General features: G+C 72.2%; 15 protein-coding genes. 4 read left to right on the top strand and 11 right to left on the bottom strand.

All coding sequences use genetic code 11. The annotated features are described in order from the left end of the window. Positions 1 to 34: 34 nt before the first annotated feature. A complete protein-coding gene (locus tag LUTJ29_RS0108940) occupies positions 35 to 2,233 on the top strand; it encodes a TonB-dependent receptor (protein ID WP_027072225.1) in 2,199 nt (732 codons plus the stop codon). Positions 2,234 to 2,257: 24 nt separating this feature from the next. On the opposite strand, the gene LUTJ29_RS16870 is transcribed toward LUTJ29_RS0108940, so the two are convergent. Next, on the bottom strand, positions 2,258 to 2,788 hold the full coding sequence (locus tag LUTJ29_RS16870) for a transcriptional repressor (protein ID WP_051322873.1): 531 nt from the start codon (positions 2,786 to 2,788) through the stop codon (positions 2,258 to 2,260). A 31-nt stretch (positions 2,789 to 2,819) separates the two neighbouring features. Then, positions 2,820 to 4,223 (bottom strand): glutamate--tRNA ligase, encoded by a 1,404-nt coding sequence (gltX, locus tag LUTJ29_RS0108930; RefSeq protein ID WP_027072224.1) that lies wholly within the window; start codon positions 4,221 to 4,223, stop codon positions 2,820 to 2,822. An 80-nt stretch (positions 4,224 to 4,303) separates the two neighbouring features. On the opposite strand from gltX, the gene lpxH reads away from it, so the two are divergent. After that, complete coding sequence (gene lpxH, locus LUTJ29_RS0108925; protein WP_027072223.1) at positions 4,304 to 5,059, top strand: UDP-2,3-diacylglucosamine diphosphatase; 756 nt, start codon at positions 4,304 to 4,306, stop codon at positions 5,057 to 5,059. Positions 5,060 to 5,148: 89 nt separating this feature from the next. On the opposite strand, the gene LUTJ29_RS0108920 is transcribed toward lpxH, so the two are convergent. The 7 genes from LUTJ29_RS0108920 to LUTJ29_RS0108890 form a co-directional block, all read right to left on the bottom strand. Next, entirely contained in the window at positions 5,149 to 5,970 is an 822-nt protein-coding gene (locus LUTJ29_RS0108920) for a ferritin-like domain-containing protein (RefSeq protein ID WP_027072222.1), read from the bottom strand. A gap of 10 nt (positions 5,971 to 5,980) precedes the next feature. Further along, positions 5,981 to 7,453: an amidophosphoribosyltransferase gene (gene purF / locus LUTJ29_RS0108915; RefSeq protein WP_027072221.1), complete on the bottom strand. Its 1,473-nt coding sequence runs from the start codon at positions 7,451 to 7,453 to the stop codon at positions 5,981 to 5,983. Positions 7,454 to 7,514: 61 nt separating this feature from the next. After that, positions 7,515 to 8,558, bottom strand: a complete 1,044-nt coding sequence (locus tag LUTJ29_RS0108910) for an SPOR domain-containing protein (protein ID WP_027072220.1) — start codon at positions 8,556 to 8,558, stop codon at positions 7,515 to 7,517. 41 nt (positions 8,559 to 8,599) lie between these two features. Continuing rightward, positions 8,600 to 9,895: a bifunctional tetrahydrofolate synthase/dihydrofolate synthase gene (gene folC, locus LUTJ29_RS16865; RefSeq protein WP_051322872.1), complete on the bottom strand. Its 1,296-nt coding sequence runs from the start codon at positions 9,893 to 9,895 to the stop codon at positions 8,600 to 8,602. Positions 9,896 to 9,981: 86 nt separating this feature from the next. Then, a complete protein-coding gene (locus LUTJ29_RS0108900) occupies positions 9,982 to 10,626 on the bottom strand; it encodes a histidine phosphatase family protein (RefSeq protein WP_027072219.1) in 645 nt (214 codons plus the stop codon). A gap of 98 nt (positions 10,627 to 10,724) precedes the next feature. Further along, positions 10,725 to 12,878, bottom strand: coding sequence for a S46 family peptidase (locus LUTJ29_RS0108895; protein ID WP_027072218.1), 2,154 nt, complete (start codon positions 12,876 to 12,878; stop codon positions 10,725 to 10,727). A 43-nt stretch (positions 12,879 to 12,921) separates the two neighbouring features. Then, the gene (locus LUTJ29_RS0108890) at positions 12,922 to 15,021 is read right to left on the bottom strand and encodes a S46 family peptidase (RefSeq protein WP_232221195.1); all 2,100 of its coding nucleotides are present in this window, start codon (positions 15,019 to 15,021) and stop codon (positions 12,922 to 12,924) included. Between the two features lie 210 nt (positions 15,022 to 15,231). On the opposite strand from LUTJ29_RS0108890, the gene tdh reads away from it, so the two are divergent. Both tdh and kbl read left to right on the top strand, forming a co-directional pair. Continuing rightward, a complete protein-coding gene (gene tdh / locus LUTJ29_RS0108885) occupies positions 15,232 to 16,266 on the top strand; it encodes an L-threonine 3-dehydrogenase (RefSeq protein ID WP_027072216.1) in 1,035 nt (344 codons plus the stop codon). An 82-nt stretch (positions 16,267 to 16,348) separates the two neighbouring features. Then, positions 16,349 to 17,542 carry a glycine C-acetyltransferase gene (gene kbl / locus LUTJ29_RS0108880; protein ID WP_027072215.1) on the top strand — a complete coding sequence of 398 codons (1,194 nt, stop codon included), beginning with the start codon at positions 16,349 to 16,351 and terminating at the stop codon, positions 17,540 to 17,542. Positions 17,543 to 17,587: 45 nt separating this feature from the next. On the opposite strand, the gene LUTJ29_RS16860 is transcribed toward kbl, so the two are convergent. Next, entirely contained in the window at positions 17,588 to 18,070 is a 483-nt protein-coding gene (locus tag LUTJ29_RS16860; RefSeq protein ID WP_043741000.1) for a hypothetical protein, read from the bottom strand. A gap of 143 nt (positions 18,071 to 18,213) precedes the next feature. Further along, positions 18,214 to 19,198, bottom strand: a 985-nt coding sequence (locus tag LUTJ29_RS0108870; protein ID WP_027072214.1) for an OmpA family protein, incomplete at its 5' end; no start/stop codon positions are given.

The following is a 19,198-nucleotide window of genomic DNA, read 5'->3' as shown; positions in this document are numbered from 1 at the left end:
TAACATCACTGGACCCCACGCCATCCCCCCTCCCATGCACGACCATCCCGCCCTGTGCGCGCTCGCGGCAGCGATCCTGCTCGCGCTCTCTTCCACCGCATCCGCCTCCGCCGACCACGACGATCCCCGCCACGGGGACATCAAGGACCTGGACGAGGTGGTGGTGCGGGCCAATCCCCTCCCGCGGACCGCCGAGGACCTGGCTCGGCCGGTCGAAGTCCTGGCCGGGAGCCGGCTGGACGAGGTCCGCGCGGTGAGCCTGGGCGAGACGGTGAGCCGCCTGCCCGGCGTCCAGTCGTCGTACTTCGGCCCGGGTGTGGGCCGCCCCGTGATCCGCGGCCTCGACGGCGCACGCGTGCAGGTGCTCAACGACGGTCTGGCCTCGGGCGACGTGTCGACGGTGAGCGTCGATCATGCGGTGGCGATCGAACCCTTCCTCGCCGACCAGGTCGAGGTGCTCAAGGGGCCGGCCACCCTGCTCTACGGCAGCGGCGCGATCGGTGGGGCGGTGAACGTCGTCGACGGCCGCGTCCCCGAACGCGCGACGACCGAACCGCTCCAGGGCCGCGCCGAGCTGCGCGCCGCCAGCGGCAGCGACGAGCGGACCGGGCTGGTGCGCCTGGACGGGACCTCGGCGTCCGGGCGCGTGGTCTTCCATCTCGACGCCCTGCATCGCGAGACCGGCGACTACCGCATCCCGGGCCATGCGGAGAGCGCCAGCCTGCGCGCCGAAGCGCACGACCACGGGGAACACGACGTCCATGGCCGCCTGCCCAACAGTTTCGTGCGCACCGACAGCGGCGCGCTGGGAATGTCGTGGGTGGGCGAGCGCGGCTTCATCGGCGCCGGCGCCAGCCTGTTCAGCAGCCGCTACGGCATTCCCGGCCACGCGCATCCCGGCGAGGGTCACGACGACGACCACGACCATGACCACGGGGACGGGCACGAAGCAGGCGGGCATGGACCCGCGGGCGACCACGACGCGACCCACGTCGCGATGGACCAGCGCCGCCAGGAAGTCCGCGCCGGCCTCGACGGGCCCGGCGCCTTCGACACGCTGCGGGTGAAGCTGGCCCGCACCACCTACAACCACACCGAGTTCGAAGGCCGCGAGGTCGGCACGGTGTTCCGGAACGACAGCACCGAACTGCGCCTGGAACTCGCCCACCGCCCCTGGGCTGGCTGGGACGGCGCCTTCGGCCTGCAGGCCTGGCGGCGCAGGTTCGAGGCCGAGGGCGAGGAGGCCTTCGTGCCGGGTTCGCGCTCGCGCGACATCGGCCTGTTCTGGATCGGCAGCCGCCGCTTCGACGCGCTGGAACTCGAACTCGGCGCGCGCCACGACCGCAACCGCGTCGATGCCGACGGCGCCCGGGCGGGCAGTCCCTCGCGCAGCTTCGGCGCCACCAGCCTGTCCGCGGCCGCGCGCTGGCACGTCGGCGACGACCTGCACCTGTCGTTCGGACTCGACCGCGCGCAACGCTCGCCCACGGCCGAGGAGCTGTACTCCGACGGCCTGCACGTGGCCACGCGCAGCTGGGAGTTCGGCGATCCGGCCCTGCGCCGCGAAACCGCGAACCGGATCGAGGCCGGCGTCCACTGGCACCACGGCCGGGTACGCGTGGGCGCCTCGCTGTACGCGATCGACTACCGCGACTTCATCTACCTCGCCGACACCGGCGTCGAGGACGGCGGCACGCCGGTGCGCGCCTGGAACCAGGCCGACGCGCGCTTCACCGGCGGCGAGCTCGACCTGCAGTGGGCCCTGCACGAAGGCCTCCACGGCAGCTGGACCCTGCGCACCTTCGCCGACGCCGTCCGCGGCCGGCTCGACGGCGACGGCACCCGCACGGTGTCGTTCGCCGTGCCGCACGGCGACCACCTCCACGTCCACACTGCGGAACTCGCGCTGGACGGCAACCTGCCGCGGCTCGCGCCCCGCCGCACCGGCGCCGAGCTGCGCTTCGAAAGCGACGCATGGCGCGCCGGCATCGGCGCGATCCACCACGCGCGGCAGCACCGCGTGGCCGCGCACGAGGCGCCGAGCCCGGGTTACCTGCTGGTCAACGCCAACCTCGCCTGGCACCGGGACACCGCCGACGGCAGCGCCATGGAGCTGTTCGTGGACGCCAGCAACCTGCTCGACCGCGAGGCGCGGCCGCACACCTCCTTCCTGCGCGACCTGGCGCCGCTGCCGGGTCGCAGCGTGGCCGCGGGGATCCGGTTCTTCTTCTAGCGCACGCGCGGCCCGGCCGCGGTGTCAGTCGTCGGCGCCACGCGCGGGCGCATTGCCCGTCGCGCATTCCGCGCACAGCCCGTGCACTTCCAGCGTCTGCGCCTGCGGCACGAAGCCCAGTGCCCGGGCGCGGGCGTCGAGGGCGGCGACCACGTCCGCGTCCTCCAGCTCCACCGCGCCGTGGCAGCGGTTGCAGATCAGGAACGGGACCGAGTGCTGCGCGCTGTCGGGATGGTGGCAGGCGACGAACGCGTTGACCGACTGCAGCTTGTGGATGAAGCCGTTGGCAAGCAGGAAATCCAGCGCGCGGTACACCGTGGGCGGCGCGTCGGCGCCCACGCCCTTGCCCGCGCGCACCTGGTCGAGCAGGTCATAGGCCTTCACCGGCCTTCCCGCCTCGGCCACCAGGGTCAGCACCCGGGCACGGATCGGCGTGAGCCGGAGGCCGCGTTCCTGGCAGGCGCGCTCGACCGCGCGCACGAATCCACGCGCGTCGTGCACGTGGTGGTCGGGGTCGATGCAGCCGGTGGCGTGGTTCAGCGCGCGCTTGCCCATTGGCCGATGATGGCGCCGCCGCGGCCGGTTCTCAACCGGCGGGCACCAGGGCGATGGCGGCGTCGATGCGCCTGAGCGCCTCCTCGCGGCCGGCCAGGTACACGGTATGGGCGATGTCGGGACTGACCTGGGTGCCGGTGATCGCCACCCGCATCGGCTGGGCCACCTTGCCCATGCCCAGGCCCAGCGCCTCGGCGGTGGCCTGCAGCGCGGCACCGATCGCCTCCACGGTCCACTCCGGCAGCGCGGCCAAGCGCTCGCGCGCGTCCCTGAGCGGCGTGTCCGCGCCGGCCTTCAGGTGCTTGGCCACGGCCGCGTCGTCGTAGCGCTCGAGCGGGCGGAACCAGACCGAGGCGCGCTCGGCCATGTCGCGCAGCGTCTGCACGCGGTCGCGCAGCGCGACCACGACGTCGGCCGGCGCGGGACCGGCGGACAGGTCGAAGCCGCACTGGCGCAGGTGCCATTCCAGGTGCCGGGCGACGTCGGCGGGGTCGTCGTTCTTCAGGTACTGCTGGTTGAGCCAGCCGAGCTTGGCCGGGTCCAGGCGCGAGGCCTTGGCATTGACGTCCTTGAGCTCGAACAGGCGCTGCATCTCCTCGATGGAGAAGATCTCCTGGTCGCCGTGCGACCAGCCCAGCCGCACCAGGTAGTTGAGCAGCGCGTGCGGCAGGTATCCGGCGTCGCGGTACTGCATGACGTCGGCCGCGCCGGTGCGCTTGCTGAGCTTGGCGCCGTGCTCGTCGAGGATCATCGGCAGGTGCGCGAAGTCCGGCACCGGCGCGCCCAGCGCGCGGTAAAGGTTGATCTGGCGCGGGGTGTTGTTGACGTGGTCGTCGCCGCGCACCACGTCGGTGATGCGCATGTCCATGTCGTCGACCACCACCGCGAAGTTGTAGGTGGCGTAGCCGTCGGCGCGCAGGATCACCAGGTCGTCGAGTTCGCTGTTGGCGATCTCGATCCGGCCCTTGACCTTGTCGTCCCAGGCCACCACGCCGCCCTGCGGGTTCTTGAACCGGATCACCCGGTTCGGATCGTCGCGCCTGGGCTCGTCGCGGTCGCGGTACGCGCCGTTGTAGCGCGGCTTCTCGCCGCGGGCCATCGCGGCCTCGCGCATCGCCTCGAGCTCCTCCCTGCTCTCGTAGGCGTAGTAGGCCTTGCCCTCGGCCACCAGCCGTTCGGCGACCTCGCGGTAGCGGTCCAGGCGCTGGGTCTGGAAGATCGGGCCTTCGTCGTAGTCCAGCCCCAGCCAGTCCATGGCCTCGAGGATCGCGTCGATCGCGGCCTGGGTGCTGCGCTCGCGGTCGGTGTCCTCGATCCGCAGGATGAACTGGCCGCCGCGGTGCCGCGCCTCCAGCCAGCAGTACAGCGCGGTGCGCGCGCCGCCGATGTGCAGGAAGCCGGTGGGACTGGGGGCGAAGCGGGTACGGCAGGTCATCTGGGCAGGCAGGGCTGGAAAGACGCCCATGTTACCGGGTCGGGGCCGCCACCGCCCCGGCGGACGCCTACAATCGCGCGATGGCGACGCTGTTCATCTCCGACCTGCACCTGGACCCGGCCCGGCCGCACATCACGCGCCTGTTCTGCGGCTTCCTCGACGGCGAGGCCCGCGACGCCGAGGCCCTGTACATCCTCGGCGACCTGTTCGAGGCCTGGGTGGGCGACGACGATCCGTCCGAGGCCGGCGCGGTGGTGGCCGAACGGCTGCGCGCGCTCGCCGACGCCGGCGTGCCGGTGTACTTCCAGCGTGGCAACCGCGACTTCCTGCTCGGCGCCGGCTACGCGGCCCGGGCGGGCTTCGCGATCCTGCCCGACCCGGCGGTGATCGTCCTCGCGGGCGCGCCGGTGCTCATCAGCCACGGCGACCAGCTGTGCACGGACGACCACGCCTACCAGGCCTTCCGCGCCCAGACCCGCGATCCGGCATGGCAGGCGGGTTTCCTCGCCCAGCCGCTGCAGGCCCGGCTCGAGTTCGCGGCCCGCGCGCGCGCCGCCAGCCAGGCCCACCAGGGCGGACTGCAGCAGGCGGGCACGATGGAGACGATCACGGACGTCGCCCCGGCCACGGTCGAGGACACCTTCGTCCGCTACGGCGTGGACACCCTGATCCACGGCCACACCCACCGGCCCGCGATCCACGCGCTGGAAGCGGGCGGCCGCGCGCGCCGCCGGATCGTGCTCGGCGACTGGTACACCCAGGGCTCGGTGCTGCGCGTGTCGGACGGAGGCTACGACCTGCGCGCCCTGCCCCTCGCCCCGCAGGACGGGCTGTAGGAGCGGCTTCAGCCGCGACCGGGCGGGTCGGGCTTCCCTGGACCGGCCTTCCCGAATTGTCCGGATCGCGGTCGCGGCTGAAGCCACTCCTACGGCGTCGCGGCGGCGTCTTGCGCGGCCTGCTGCAGCGCGGCCAGTTCCTCCTCGCTGAAGCCGGCGGCGCCGCGCGCCTCGAGGTTGAACGGGCCGTGCAGCACCGCGCGCGCGTATTCGGCCAGCAGCGCGCGGAACGTCGGTTCCGGAACCACGCCGCGCCGCTCGCAGAACCAGCGGAACCAGCGGCTGCCGGCGGCGACGTGCGCGACCTCCTCGCGCAGGATCACCTCCAGCGCGTCGGCCGATGCGTCGTCGCCGAGCGAGCGCAGTTTCGCGATCATCCCGGGCGTCACGTCCAGCCCCCGGGCCTCCAGCACCCGCGGCACCAGCGCCATGCGCGCAAGCCCGTCGTGCGCGGTCTTCTCGCACATCTCCCACAGGCCGTTGTGGGCGTCGAAGTCGCCGTAGTCGTGGCCGAACGCGCGCAGCCGTTCGCGCAGCAGGAGGAAATGGCGGGCCTCGTCGTCGGCGATCCGCACCCAGTCCGCGTAGTAGTCCGGCGGCATCCCGCGGAAGCGGTAGGCCGCATCCCAGGCCAGGTCGACCGCGTTGAGTTCGATGTGGGCGATCGCGTGGAGGAAGGCGGCGCGGCCGGGGTCGCTGCCCAGGCCACGGCGCGGCAGTTCGCGCGGGTGCACCAGGCGCGGGCGCGGCGGGCGCCCAGGCATGCGGATGGGATCGGGCGGCGGCGCCTCATCCGGCACCGCGAGTTCGCCGCGGGCGAATGCGGCGGCGTGGGCGCGGGTCAGCGCGATCTTGTCGTCGACCGCCGCCGCGTCCAGGCACTCGCGCGCGGCCTCGAACAGCGTCGGCATCGGCCCGGGTTCAGAGCGCGAGCCGGCGCTGGCGCTTGGCGTCGTCCGAGCGCAGCTGGCGCAGGCCGTCGAAGTAGCCGGGGTCCACGCCGGTCACGTACTCGCCGCTGAAGCAGGATGTATCGAACCGCATGCCCTCGAACTTGGGCCCGGCCACGGCCTTCTCCAGGTCCGGCAGGTCCTGGTAGACCAGCCAGTCGCAGCCGATCATGCGCTCGATCTCCTCCTCGCTGCGGCCGTGCGCGATGAGTTCCTCGGGCGTGGGCATGTCGATGCCGTAGATGTTGGGGTGGCGCACCGGCGGCGCGGCCGAGGCCAGGTACACCTTGCGCGCGCCGGCGTCGCGCGCCATCTGCACGATCTGCTGCGAGGTGGTGCCGCGCACGATCGAGTCATCGACCAGCAGTACCACGCGGTTGCGGAACTCCAGCGGGATCGGGTTGAGCTTGCGCTTGACCGACTTCACCCGCTCGCCCTGCCCCGGCATGATGAAGGTGCGGCCGACGTAGCGGTTCTTGATGAAGCCCTCGCGGTACTTCACCCCGATCGTGTTGGCCAGCTCCAGCGCGGCGTCGCGCGAGGTGTCCGGGATCGGGATCACGGTGTCGATGTCGTGATCCGGGCGCAGGCGCAGGATCTTCTCGCCCAGGGTCACGCCCATGCGCATGCGCGCCTTGTGCACCGAGATATTCTCGATCATCGAGTCGGGGCGGGCGAAGTACACGTATTCGAAGATGCACGGGGCGTGCACGCCGGCCTCGGCGCACTGGCGGGTGTGCAGCTCGCCGCGCGAGGTCACCACCACGCCCTCGCCGGGCCCGATGTCGCGCACGCGCTCGAAGCCGAGGATGTCCAGCGCCACCGATTCGGAAGCGATCGCGTACTCGTTGCCGGCCTCGGTCTCGCGCTTGCCCAGCACCAGCGGGCGGATGCCGTGCGGGTCGCGGAATGCCACCAGGCCCAGGCCCAGCACCGTCGCGACCACGGCGTAGCCGCCGCGCGCGCGCCGGTTCACGCCCTCGATCGCGCGGAACGCGGCCTCGGGCGTGAGCGTGCGGCTCTTGTCGAGCTCGTGCGCGAACACGTTGAGCAGCACTTCCGAGTCGGACTGGGTGTTGATATTGCGGCGGTCCTGCTCGAACACCTCGCGGCGCAGGGTGTCGGTGTTCACCAGGTTGCCGTTGTGGGCCAGGGCGATGCCGTAGGGCGAGTTCACGTAGAACGGCTGCGCCTCGTCGCTGCCCTCGCTGCCTGCGGTGGGATAACGGCAGTGGCCGATGCCCACCCTGCCCTGCAGCAGCCGCATCGCCCGCGCGTCGAACACGTCGCGCACCAGGCCGTTGCCCTTGTGCACGCGCAGCTGGGTGCCGTTCGCGGTGGCGATGCCGGCCGCGTCCTGGCCGCGGTGCTGGAGCACGGTCAGCCCGTCGTAGAGCGCGGTCGCGACTTCGGTGGTGGCGACGATGCCGATGATGCCGCACATGGCTGTGGTTCCGGTTCGGGCTGCTGGCGGGACTGCGGGAAGAGGGCGGTTGCGTGGACGCTCAAGGGTGCGGGCGGACCAGCCCGTCGAGCCCCGCGCGGCTGCGCAGTTGCGACTTGAGCCGCTCGGCGTCCTCGCGCGCGGGCACCGGCCCGGCCTTGACCCGGGTCAGGCGGCCGCGTTCGGTGTCCACCGTGTCGGTGAAGGCGGTGAAGCCCAGGCCGCGCAGGCGCTCGCGCAGGCGTTCGGCCTCGGCGGCATTGCTGAAGGCGCCGACCTGCACGGCGAAGCCGACGCCCGGCGCGGCGGTCGCCGGCGTGGTGCGGGACGCAGGCGCCCCGGCCGCCGGCGCCGGGGACGCCGGCGCGGTGGATGCGGTGGCGCCGCGGGCAGGCGTCGCGGCAGGCGCGGCCGGCGCCTCGGCATCGAGCGCCAGGACCCGCGGGGTCACGTCATTGCGGACCTGGGCCGCGCGCACCCGCACCACTTCGGCCGCCTCGCGCGAGGCGTACGGCCCCAGGCGCACGCGCTGGGCCGGGCGCCCGTTGAGCGTGAAAGGCTCGGCATAGGCGGTCAGGCCCGCCTCGCCCAGCTGGCGCACGATCAGCTGCGCATCGCGTTCGGTGGAGAAGGCGCCGAAATGCACCACGTAGTCGCCGCCCGCGGCTGTCGGCGGCAGCTTCGGCGCGGCGGCGGCGTCGGGCCGCGCCGGCTCCGGTGCCGGCCTCGGGGCTGCCGCTTGCGCGGGTTCGGCCGGGCGCGTGGCCGGCGGCGTGGCCAGGTCCGCGGCATCGTCCGGGAGCGGCGCGTCTTCGACCAGCATGTCGCCATCGGGCGAGGCGGTGGCGGTATCGACCGTCGGCAATCCGTCCCCGGGGGCGGGCTCGGGCACCGGCAGCACCCCGCCGCCCGGCGCCTCGGGCGGCACCACCAGCGGCAGGTCGACGGTGCGGTAGCCCTCCTGCGGCGCGTCGGGCACGCGCATCGACAGGTCGGAGACCCCGCTGTCGGGGGCCGGGCCCTTGACCAGCATCGGCAGGAAGATCACGGCCAGCGCGACCAGTACGGCGGCACCGATCAGGCGCTGTTTGAGTCCGGCATCCATCAGGTTCCGACCAGGTTCGGCAAGGGCGGCGGGCCCGCGGATTATACGCCCGCGTCGGCGCCGGCTTCTGAACCCCGGCCACGCAGCCGGCGCAACGCGGCTTCGGCGGCGTGGAACGACCCGAACACGAGCACGCGGTCGCCCGGCGCCGCGGCCATGAGCAGCACGTCCAACGCGTCCTGCGGCCCGGGGAAGGCCTGTGCGTTCCCGGCCGCGCTCCCGCCCAGGCGCGCGGCCAGCGCGTCCATCGCGATCCCGCGCGCGCCGGCGCCCGGCGTCCCGGCAAGCCACCAGCGGTCGACCGCGCCATCGAACGCTTCCACCACGCCGGCGGCATCCTTGTCGGCCAGGGGCGCGTACAGCACGTGGGTGCGCCCCGCCACGGGACGCGCACGCAACCACGCGGCCAGTTCGCGCGCCGCCTGCGGGTTGTGTCCCACGTCGACGCGCACCTCCACCCCATCGTGCGCGAAGGCCTGCAGCCGCCCGGGCAGGCGGGTCCGGGCGACGCCGCGCGCGAACGCCTGCTCCGGCAACTCGATGTCCAGTGCCCGCAGCGCGGCGATCGCGGTGGCCGCGTTGCGCATCTGCACCGGCGCATCGAGCGCCAGCGGCGGCAGGTCCAGCGCGTAGTCGAGTTCGCGCCAGCGCCAGCCACCGTCGTCCAGCGGTTCGAAGAAGAAGTCGCTGCCGGCGCGGATCGCCGACGCCCCCAGGGCGTAGGCATGGCGCAGCACGCTCGAGGGCGGGTCGTCCTCGCCCAGCACCACCGGCTTCCAGGCGCGGACGATCCCCGCCTTCTCGGCGCCGATCGCCTCGCGGTCCGGGCCCAGCCAGTCCTGGTGGTCCAGGTCGACCGTGGTAATGACGGCCACGTCCGGATCGACCAGGTTGGTCGCGTCCAGGCGCCCGCCGAGGCCGACCTCGAGGATCGCCAGGTCCAGTCCGGCGCGCCCGAACAGCCACAGCGCCGCCAGGGTGCCGAACTCGAAGTAGGTCAGCGGCGTCGCGCGGCGCGCCGCCTCCACCGCGGCGAAGGCCTCCACGAGCGCGTCGTCGCCGGCATCGGCGCCGTCGATGCGCACGCGTTCGCGGTATTCGAACAGGTGCGGCGAGGTGTAGGCGCCGGTGCGCAGCCCGGCCGCCCGCGCGATCGCCTCGACGAAGGCGACCGTCGAACCCTTGCCATTGGTCCCGGCCACGGTGACCACGCGCCGGGCCGGACGCCCCAGCCGCATGCGCGCGGCGACCTCGCGCACGCGATCGAGGCCCATCTCGATCGCCCGCGGATGCTGGCGTTCGATCCAGGCAAGCCAGTCTGTCAGCGTCTCAGGCACGGCGTTGGACCAGGTTGGCCGGACGATCGCGGTTCGCGCCGACCGTGACGGCGGCGCGCACGGCCGGGCGCGGCAGCGACCGGCGCTCAGAGCGCCCGGTGCACCGCCTCGCCGAAGAAGGCCGTGTGGTGCGAGCAGTCGTTGAGCCGCACCACCTCCAGGCGCGACAGGTCGTCGCCCTCGAGCAGGTTGAGCGTGGTCGGCGCCTGCCGGAACGACCACAGCCGCGACAGCGGGATGCCCAGCACGTTGCACAGGATCACGCGGTTGACCGCGTCGTGCGCGACGACCAGCAGGGTGTCGTTGCCGCCAAGGCCCTCGACCGACCACTCCAGCGCCTCCCACGAGCGCGCGAGCACCTGCTTGAGCGACTCGCCGCCCGGCATCTGCACGGTGTCGGGCGCCTCGCGCCAGGCGCGCAGCAGGTCCGGGTCCAGTTCGGCGATTTCGCTGGCGAGCTTGCCTTCCCAGGTGCCGTGGGCGATCTCCATGAAGCCCATCTCGGTGGTGAGCATCGGCGCGCGCGCCTCGCCCAGCGCCAGCTGGCCGGTGTGGTAGGCGCGGGTCAGCGGCGAACTGACCGCCTTGTCGATGCGCACGTCGCGCAGCCGTTCGCCCAGCAGCCGCGCCTGCTTCTCGCCCACCGGCGACAGCGGGATGTCCTCCTGCCCCTGGTAACGGCCTTCGGCATTCCACGGCGTCTCGCCGTGACGGGCAAGCAGGATTCTCATGCGGCTGCGGGTCCAGGAAGGTGGGTTCGCGTTGCGGGCGCGCGGGCGTCCGGCGCCCGCGCGGCGCATAGTCTAAGCGAACCCGGCCGCCCGCGGGCTCAGCGCCCGGCCGGGACGCCCATTTCCTCCAGCAGCCGCGGCGCCGGGAACACCTCCTGCATGATCCAGCGCATGTAGCGCTGGTCGACCGAGATGGTGCGGGTCATGCCGGCGTCGAACACCCAGTTCGACACCACCGCTTCCCAGTTCATGTCGAACAGCAGGCCGACCAGGCGGCCCTGCGCGTCGAGGACGGGCGAGCCGGAATTGCCGCCGGTCACGTCCAGGTCCGACAGGAAGTTCACCGGCACCGTGCGCAGGCGGCGGTCGGCCAGGCCCCCGTGTCGCCCTTGCGCGACCGCGTCGAGCAGCGCCTGCGGCGCATCGAACGGCGCTTCGCCGGTGGCCTTGGCCGCCACCTCCTCGAGCCGGGTGAAGGCCTGGTGCCGGGTGCCGTCCAGGCCGGTGTACGGAACCACGTTGCCGAAGGTGATGCGCAGCGAGGAGTTCGCGTCCGGGTATACGCTGCCGCCCTGGCTGCGGCGGTAGTCCGCCATCGCCTGCAGGTACACCGGGCGTGCCGCCAGGCGCTCGCCGGCGCGGACCTTGCGTTCCTGCTCCAGCTCGAGCAGGGTCGGCATCATCGCCACCGCGTACGCGATCGCCGGGTCGCGGTTGCCTTCGAGCTCCTTGCGCCCGGCCTCGAACCAGGCCATGCGCACCGGGGTCTCGCCGACCCTGGACTTCGCCAGCCGGTCGAGCGCGGCCTCGACCGCCGCCTCGCCGTCGCCGCCGAGCCACTTGTCGAGTGCCGGCACGCGCTGCTCCACCGGCAGCTTGACGTACTCCGACAGCCAGTAGCGCTGCAGCTCACGGTCCATCGCCGCCACGTAACGTCGCTCCATCTGCCGCAGCCCGCCCTCGATCGTGGGCAGGTCGCGCTCCTGGTAGCCCTGCTCGCGTTCGGCGTCGGGCTTCTCGCGCTCGACCGCCAGCCTGTACAGCGTGATCGCGGCCGAGAGCGCGCCGGTGTTATGGAGCATGCGCAGCACCAGGTCGCGGTCGCGGGTGGCGCGCTCGGCCTCGTCCAGCTCGACCAGCTTGCGGTGCGCCTCGACCGCCGCCGCGCCCTCGTCGCCGCGACCGGCCAGCCAGGCCAGCACGGCGTCTTCCTCGGCGCGCTTGCGCTCCGCCGCGCCGATCCGGGCGAAGCCCTCGAGCTGGCCCTGGTAGTTCTTCATCGTGTTTTCCCAGCCGCGCACGGTGCTGGCGTATCGGACCTCGATGTCGGGGTCGGCCTTGCCGCGCTCCTCCACCAGCGCGGCCATCGCGCGGTAGTGGCGCACGATCGAGGGATAGGTCCATTCCACCGTGTCCTCGAACTCGCCGGCCAGCGCGTAACGGCTGGTACGGCCCGGGTAGCCGGCGACCATCACGAAGCTGCCCTCGCGCAGCGGGCGGTCGGCGATCTTCAGCCAGTGGCGAGGCTGGTACGGCACGTTGTCCGGCGAGAACGCCGCCGGCTTGCCGTCGGGCCCCACGTACGCACGGTAGAAGGCGAAGTCGCCGGTGTGGCGCGGCCACATCCAGTTATCGACCTCGCCGCCGAAATTGCCGACGCCGCCGGGCGGCGCATAGACCAGCCGCACGTCGCGGATCTCGAGGTTGCGGAACAGGCGGTAGGTGTTGCCGCCGAGGAAGCTGTAGAGGCTGCAACGGTAACCCGGCTCGGCCTCGCACTCGGACACCAGCTGCTTCTCGACCGCATCCAGGGCGCGGGTGCGCCCGAGCGGGCCGTCGGCGGCGGCGATCGCCGCCTGAACGCGATCGCTGACGTCGGTGATCGAATCGAGCACGTAGATGCGCGCGTTCGGCCCGGCCGTGATCTCGTCGCCCTGCCCCGCGGCGTTGAAGCCGTCGCGCAGCAGGTTGTTCTCCGGGGTCGAGTTGAGCTGGATCGCGCCGTAGGCGCAGTGGTGGTTGGTCGCCACCAGGCCCTGCGGCGAGACGAAGCTGGCGGTGCAACCGCCGAGCGAGACCACCGCGCCCAGCGGGTCGCCGGTGAGGTCGGCCAGCTGCTTCGGGTCGAGCTTGAGCCCGGCCTTCTTCAGCGCCGCGGAAATCTCCGGCAGCTGCTGCGGGACCCACATGCCCTCGGCCGCATGGGCCGTGCCGGCCACCAGCAGGGCGGCTGCCAGGAGAGTCGTTCTCATCGTCGTTCCTCGGTTCGTGTGTTGAAGGATGCGGGACGCGGGGTCACTGCGCCGGCAGGCTCATCTCCGCGAGCAGGTGCGGCGCCGGGTAGACCTTGGCCATCAGCCAGCGCATGTAGCGCATGTCGACGTGGATCGCGCGCTTGTAGCGCGGATCGAACATCCAGCTGGCGCTGACCGCCTCCCAGTTGCTGTCGAAGTTCAACCCCACCAGGCGATTGTCGGCGTCGAGCACCGGCGAACCGGAGTTGCCGCCGGTGGTGTCGAGGTTGGTGAGGAAGTTCACGGTCTGGGTGCCGAGCGTCGGGTCGGCGGTACTGCCGAAGTCGCCGCGGGCGATCGCCTCGCGCAGCGCGGGCGGCGCGTCGAAGGGCTCGATGCCGGTGTGCTTCTCGAGGATCCCGGCCACCGTCGTCAGCGGCCGGTAGTCGACGGCGTCGCGCGGCGACATCGGGCTGACCCGCCCGAAGCTCACCCGCAGGGTGCCGTTCGCGTCCGGATACACCGCCTGCCCCCGCGAGGCGCGGAAACCACCCAGGGCCCGCATGTAGGTCGGCCGCAGGCGCAGGAGCTCGCCCGCGCGTTCCTTCTCCTCGGCCTCGAGCCGCAGCACCGCCGGCAGCAGGACCGCGGCGGCGCGCATCAGCGGGTCGGCGTCGGCGGCGATGGCCTCGGGCGAAGCCTTGAACAGCGCCAGCCTGACCTCCTCGTCGCCGAGCCGGGTCTGCCCGTACAGCCGCGCCAGCGCCTGCCTGCTGGCGGCCTCGTCGGCACCGAAGACCACATCGACCTCGGGCAGGCGCTGGCCGGCCGGCAACGCGTGGTAGCGCCGCAGCAGTTCGGCCAGCAGGGCCTGCTCGACCTCGGGCGCGTAGCGGCGCTGCACCTGGCGCAGCTGGCCCTCGATCAGTGCTTCGTCGCGCTGCTGGTAGCCGCTCTCGCGCTCCGGATCGGGCTTGCCGCGTTCGACCGCGAGCCGCTGCAGCTGCAGGGCGCTGCGCAGCAGCTGGGTCTGGCTGCGCATCAGGCCGAACAGCTGGTCGCGCTCGCGGGTCGCCCTGGCGTCCGCCAGCAGGCGCTCGGTGGCGGCGACGTCGCGGCGCATCCGCGCCGCGTCCGGCTGGCGCTCGACCCAGGCCAGCATCCGCGCCTCGTCCTGCGCGCGCACGGCCACCGCGTCGCTGCGGCGCAGTCCGTCGAGTTCGCCCCGGGCGCGCTTGAGGTTGTTCTTCAGGCTGGCCAGCTGCGAGGCGTAGAGGGTGGCGGCGGCGCGGTCGCGGGCACCGGCCCGTTCCAGCACGTCGACGAGGGCGCCGAAGGTGTCCACGCGCCAGGGCAGCTGCGACTCGACCTGGTCGCGGAACTCCGACGCGGTGCGATGGCGGTAGGTCGTGCCGGGATAGCCGGCGAGCATGGCGAAGTCGCCCTCCCGGACCGGCTCCACCGACACTTGCAGGTGCGACGGGGGCGCATAGGGCACGTTGCCGGGCGCGTACGGCGCCGGCTTCCCGTCGGGCCCGACGTAGGCGCGCAGCAGGGTGAAGTCGCCGCTGTGGCGCGGCCACATGAAGTTGTCGATCTCGTCGCCGTAGCGGCCGATCGCGCTCGGCGGCGCATAGACCAGGCGCACGTCGCGCAGTTCCAGCTGGCGTACCAGGTAGAAGTCGCGGCCGTAGTCCATGGTCGCCATCGAGCACCGGTAGCCGGGTTCGGCCTCGCACTCGGCCACCGCGGCCTTGCCGGCGGCATCGACCGCATCGTGGTAGGCGCGGCCCGTCCGGCCGCGGGCGGCTTCGAGCACGCGGTCGGTGATCCGGTCGAAGCCGGTGGTCACCAGCACGCGGAAGTCGGGGCTGGCCGGGAGTTCGGCCGTGCGGTCCGGGGCGATGTAGCCCTCCCCGATCAGGTCGCGCTCGACGCCGTCCCGGCCCTTGCCGCTGTTGTACTGGATCACGCCGAAGGCGACGTGGTGGTTGGTCAGCACCAGGCCCTGCGCCGAGACGAAGGCGCCGGTCCCGCCGCCGACGCGCACCACCGCGTTCATCGGAGCCGCGGTCAGGTCGGCCAGTCCGGCCGGATCGCCGCGGTAGCCCGCCGCCCGCATCTCCCCGGCGACGTCGGGCAGCTGCGAAGGCAGCCACATGCCTTCGTCGGCCAGGGCCGCGGGAACGGGGGCGAAGGCCAGGGCCAGCGTGGCCAGGGTCGGGGCGATACGACGCATGCCGGAACGGTTCCAGGTGAAAGAGTCGGGATTCTAGACCCCCTGCCCCCGCCCGGCCCACGGGGCGGCGCGGAGGCGCGCTCGGTTGCCGGTGCAACTTATACTTTCCGCCCCCTCCTCCAGGACGGCACGATGAGCCAAACCATGAAGGCGCTGGTCAAGCGCGAGACCGCCAAGGGCCTGTGGATGGAGGAGGTGCCGGTCCCGGCCCCCGGCCCCAACGAGGTGCTGATCCGGGTCGAGAAGACCGCCATCTGCGGCACCGACCTGCACATCTACCTCTGGGACGAGTGGGCCCAGCGCACGATCCGGCAGGGTCTGGTGGTCGGCCACGAGTTCGTCGGCCGCGTCGCGGCGCTCGGTCCGGGCGTGTCGGGCTACAGCGTCGGCCAGCGCGTGTCGGCCGAGGGCCACATCGTCTGCGGCCACTGCCGCAACTGCCGCGCCGGCAAGCAGCACCTGTGTCCGAACACGGTCGGCATCGGCGTGAACCGCGACGGCGCCTTCGCCGAGTACATCGTCATGCCGGCCAGCAACCTGTGGCCGGTGCCCGACCAGGTGCCGAGCGAGCTGGCCGCGTTCTTCGACCCCTACGGCAACGCCGCGCACTGCGCGCTCGAGTTCGACGTGGTCGGCGAGGACGTGCTGATCACCGGCGCCGGCCCGATCGGGGTCATGGCGGCCGGCATCTGCAAGCACATCGGCGCCCGCAACGTGGTCGTGACCGACGTCAACGACTACCGGCTCAAGCTGGCCGCCGACATGGGCGCCACGCGCGTGGTCAACGTCGCCAACACCTCGCTGAAGGACGTGATGGCCGACCTGCACATGGACGGCTTCGACGTGGGCCTGGAGATGAGCGGCAACCCGCGCGCCTTCAACGACATGCTCGACGCCATGTACCACGGCGGCAAGGTCGCCCTGCTCGGCATCCTGCCCAAGGGCGCGGGCGTGGACTGGGACCGGATCATCTTCAAGGGCCTGACCGTGCAGGGCATCTACGGCCGTCGCATGTACGAGACCTGGTACAAGATGACCCAGCTGGTGCTGTCGGGCTTCCCGCTCGGCAAGGTGCTCAGCCACCAGCTGCACGCCGACGACTTCCAGAAGGGCTTCGACCTGATGGAAGGCGGCAAGTGCGGGAAGGTCGTGCTGAGCTGGACCTGAGCCCGGCCAGACACTTCACGGCGCCCCGCGACGCACGCGTCCGCCCCCATACCCTGCCCTTGGGCGACAGGAGGTTCCACCGATGTCCCTGACCACCCGTTACGCCGAGACCCTCGACGAGATCCGCGAAGCGGGACTGTTCAAGTCCGAGCGGATCATCACCAGCCCGCAGGCGGCGGAGATCACGCTCGAGGACGGGCGCCGGGTGCTGAACTTCTGCGCCAACAACTACCTCGGCCTGGCCGACCACCCTGCCATGATCGAGGCGGCGAAGCAGGCGCTCGACAGCCACGGCTTCGGCATGGCCTCGGTGCGCTTCATCTGCGGCACCCAGGACCTGCACAAGCGGCTCGAGCGCACCATCGCCGACTTCTTCGGCAAGCAGGACACGATCCTCTACGCCGCCTGCTTCGACGCCAACGGCGGCCTGTTCGAGCCGCTGCTGGACGAGAACGACGCGATCATCTCCGACGCGCTCAACCACGCCTCGATCATCGACGGCGTGCGCCTGTGCAAGGCCAGGCGCTACCGCTACTCCAACTGCGACATGGCCGACCTGGAGAAGCAGCTGCAGCAGGCGAAGGCGGACGGCGCGCGCACGATCATGATCACCACCGACGGCGTGTTCTCGATGGACGGGTTCGTCGCCCCGCTGGACGAGATCACCGCGCTCGCGGAACGGTATGGCGCCCTGGTCCACATCGACGAATGCCACGCCACCGGCTTCCTCGGCGCCACCGGCCGCGGCTCGGCCGAGGTCAAGGGCGTGCTGGACCGCATCGACATCATCACCGGCACCCTCGGCAAGGCCATGGGCGGGGCGCTGGGCGGTTTCACCACCGCCAGCGCGGAAGTCATCGAGCTGCTGCGCCAGCGCTCGCGTCCGTACCTGTTCTCCAATTCGCTGCCGCCGCACGTGGTCGCCGCCGGGATCCGCGCGTTCGAGATGCTCGCCTCCGCCGACGAGCTGCGCCAGCGGCTGCGCGAGAACACCGCCTATTTCCGCGAACGCATGTCCGCCGCGGGCTTCGACCTGCGCCCGGGCGACCACCCGATCTGCCCGGTCATGCTCTACGACGCCCCGCTCGCGCAGCGGTTCGCCCAGCGCCTGCTGGAAGAAGGGGTGTACGCGATCGGCTTCTTCTTCCCGGTGGTGCCCAAGGGGCAGGCCAGGATCCGCACCCAGATGTCCGCAGCGCACACGCGCGAACACCTGGACCGGGCAATCGACGCCTTCGTCCGGGTCGGGCGGGAACTGGGCGTACTCGGGGGCTGAGCACGCGCCGGGCGGGTCGCGGCACCCTGCCGCGGCCCTCGCGCCTTACTGCTGCGGCGCGGCCTCGGCGGCGCCGGCCTCGGCGGGCGCCTGCTGCTGCGCGTTGGGATCGACGCGGCGACCGGCGCTGTAGCCGTTGGCCTGCAGCCACGCGTCGAAATCGTCGGCCGTCATGCGCCGGCCGTTCTGGGTCATGTTGAACCGGTACGGCGTGTTGTCGAATTCGGTCTTCTTCACGTAGCCGGCCGGGGTGGCGGTCGCGGCGGGGGCCGCGGCCAGGCTGCGGCAGCCTTCCACCTTCAGGCGCCAGAGCACGTTGTCGACCGACTGCGTCTCGTCGTAGTCGGGCGCCAGCACGCCACGCTGCGAACCCAGCTGCGGATTGACCACCGCGAAGCCGGCCGCCACCGGCGTGAGGACGGTGGGACGCACCGCCGTCGGCCGGGCGGCGATGTCCTGGCACTGGCTCGACGACGCCTGCGCGCCGAACGCCGCCATCGAAAGCACCACCATCGCCAGTCCACGCATCGTCGCTACCCCTTGCACAGTTGCGGCGGAGTGTAGCAGCGCCTGAGGCGACGACAAGGGCATGGATGCCACGGCGGGCGACCGCGCACAAAAAGGAAGCCCGGCACGTGGCCGGGCTTCCTGGTCTGCACTGTGCGTCCGGATCAGTTCTGGACGTTCAGCTCGGTGCGACGGTTCACCTCGCTCTTGCACCCCGGCAGCGTCTGCGGGGTCGGCTCCAGCGGACGGCTCTCGCCGTAACCCACCGGGCCCGATAGACGGCTGGCGTCGATGCCGTTGCTGGTCAGGTAGTCGTACACCGCGGCCGCACGACGCTCCGACAGGCGCTGGTTGTAGGCGTCCGGACCGCACAGGTCGGTGTGGCCGGCCACTTCCACGCGCAGCTCCGGATAGCGGCGCAGGATCTCCACCGCCTCGTTCAGGATCTGCACCGCGTCAGGACGCAGCGTCGCCTTGTCGAAGTCGAAGTTCACGCCGTTCAGGTCGATCGTGATCGGCGCCGGCGGCGGCGGCGGAGCCGGCTCGGCCGCCGGCGGCGGCGGCGGCGGGGCCACCGGCTTGGTCGGCTCCGGACCCAGCGGGATGATCACGCCCAGCGACGCGATCACGTCGGAGAAGTAGCTCTCCTCCATCTGGTGCGGGTAGCCCGACGAGTCGGTGCCGCTCTCGGCCGCGTAGCTGCTGGTGTCGAAGTCGAAGCGGGTCGCCAGTTCGGCACGCACCGCCACGCGGCGCGAGAAGTCACCCTGCACGCCCACGCCGACCTTCGCCGCCAGGTTGCCGTCCTCGCGCTGCAGCGGCGATTCGGTGCCCGACGTCGCCACGTACTCCTCTTCCGAACGCTGGTAGCCCAGGCCGAACAGCAGGTACGGGGCCCAGTTGCGCTCCTCGCTGATGAAGTGGCGGCGGAAGTCCACCGACACGCCGTACTGGCTCCACAGCAGGTCGCTGTTGTGCTTGAACTGCGGGTTCTGGTAGTTCAGCGCGCCTTCCACCGACCACTCGGGGCTGATGAAGCGGCCCACGCCCAGGGCGGCGGCGAACGCGTCGTCCGTACGACGGTCTTCGTCCTGCAGGTTGTATCCGACCGAACCGGTGAGGTACCAGCGGTCGTCGTAGTCCTGCGCC

Source organism: Luteimonas sp. J29, from assembly GCF_000472505.1.
Lineage (GTDB): Bacteria > Pseudomonadota > Gammaproteobacteria > Xanthomonadales > Xanthomonadaceae > Luteimonas.
Note: the sequence above shows the minus strand (reverse complement) of the source record. Positions and strands in the feature narration are given on the sequence as shown.